Source organism: Sulfuriferula thiophila, from assembly GCF_003864975.1.
GTDB classification, from domain to species: domain Bacteria; phylum Pseudomonadota; class Gammaproteobacteria; order Burkholderiales; family Sulfuriferulaceae; genus Sulfuriferula; species Sulfuriferula thiophila.
Genome location: NZ_BHGL01000037.1, coordinates 1 through 1,814, shown reverse-complemented (window position 1 = coordinate 1,814; position 1,814 = coordinate 1). Strand labels below are relative to the sequence as shown.

General features: G+C 55.0%; 1 protein-coding gene. It reads left to right on the top strand.

Annotated elements, in window-relative coordinates; all coding sequences use genetic code 11:
- Nucleotides 1–100 precede the first annotated feature (100 nt).
- The gene (locus tag EJE49_RS11735; protein ID WP_124951061.1) at nt 101–1,639 is read left to right on the top strand and encodes an IS1182 family transposase; all 1,539 of its coding nucleotides are present in this window, start codon (nt 101–103) and stop codon (nt 1,637–1,639) included.
- Nucleotides 1,640–1,814: the final 175 nt, after the last annotated feature.

Genomic DNA, 1,814 nt, shown 5'->3' with positions numbered 1-1,814 from the left:
CTAACGAAGCTGTATAAAAAGTATATCCATAACCGCATCATGCCGTGAACCAAATGAGATATCAAGGTCGAACTGGAGAGACGATATTACGGAGAAGTCAATGGCCCGTTACAAACACATCGACACCAGCCCGAGGTTTCTTGCTGTTGATCTGCAACGCCAGCTCCTGCCCGGCACCTTTGAATATGCTTTGAATCGTCTGCTGGATCACGAACTGGACCTGAGTAGTTTTGATGCCCGCTTCTGCAACGATGAAACGGGTGCTGCGGCCTATCCGCCTGCCATGCTGCTGAAGATCGTGCTATTCGCTTATTCCCAAGGCATCATCAGCAGCCGCAACATCGAGCGTGCCTGCCGTGAGCACGTGACCTTCATTGCCCTGTCCGGCGACAGCCAGCCGCACTTCACCACGATAGCCGGATTCGTTTCGTCACTGGGTGACGACATCACCCGCATCTTTACTCAGATACTTTTCATATGTGACAAGCAAGGGCTCATCGGGCGCGAGATGTTCGCCATTGACGGGGTGAAGTTGCCAAGTAACGCGTCCAAGACCAGGAGCGGCACCCGCACCGACTTCGAGCGCCAGGTGGCCAAGCTTGAAGCAGCCGCCAAGGTCATGCTCGAACGTCATCGCGAAGCCGACCAGTGCGCCATCGAGCCTGATCTCAGAGCCAAGGAAACCCAACGTATCACCCGCTTGCAACGTGACGCCGCTGAAATTCGCTCGTGGCTGACGCATCACCCGGAAGACCGCAAGGGCAGCAAAGGCGCCATACGCAAAAGCAACCGCACCGACAATGAATCCGCCAAGATGGCCACCAGCAAAGGCGTGATACAAGGCTACACTGGCGTGGCCGCAGTCGATGCCAAACACCAGATCATCGTCGAAGCGCAGGCCCACGGCACCGGCAGTGAACAGGAATTACTGATCCCGGTAGTAAAGTCCATCCAATCTACTCAAATTAACCACTCGCTCATCACCGACACCAGCCTGATCACTGCCGATGCAGGCTACCACTCTGAAACCAACCTCAGGCAATTGGCCGATATGCACGTTGATGCATTAATCGCTGACAACAATATGCGTAGCCGCGATGCCCGCTTTGCGGGTCAGGGCAAATACAAAACCAACCCGGACCCGCTGCATGACAAGACAGGCAAAGCCAAACCGGCTGTGCGTTATCAACCCAAAGATTTCGACTACGATCCGGATACAGGAACGTGTATCTGCCCTGCGGGCAAGCAACTCTATGGGAACGGCAGTGGCTGCACGATCAACGGCTACGCAGCAGTGAAGTTTCAGGGTGCGCAGCGTGATTGCGTGCCTTGCATGCAGCGCGAGCGTTGTCTGCTGACCCCGCATAAGACCAAAACAAGACAGGTATCGTTCTTCCGGGGCAAGCGCGATGGGGTGAGCTACACCGACAAAATGAAAGCCCGCATAGACAGCCCCGAAGGTCGCGCCCGCTATGGCAGACGCTTCGCCACGGTGGAGCCGGTATTCGGTAACCTGCGGCACAACAAGCAGCTCAACCGCTTCACGCTCAGAGGGCAAAAGAAGGTGGATGCACAGTGGAAGCTGTTCTGTCTGGTGCATAACATCGAGAAGCTGGCGCATCATGGGTATGCGCAGTAAATGATGGGATAATGCCCACGCTACGCCCGCAGTTTCACGTCACTGGCGGAACAACAGACCCATGCTTGCCGCAGTAAAAATCACAACCGGAATTTGATGTCGGAACAGAAACGATTCGGGTGGGAAAATTGCGTCCGAAAATCAGTGAAAAAGGGGTTTTTCTACAGCGTCAACG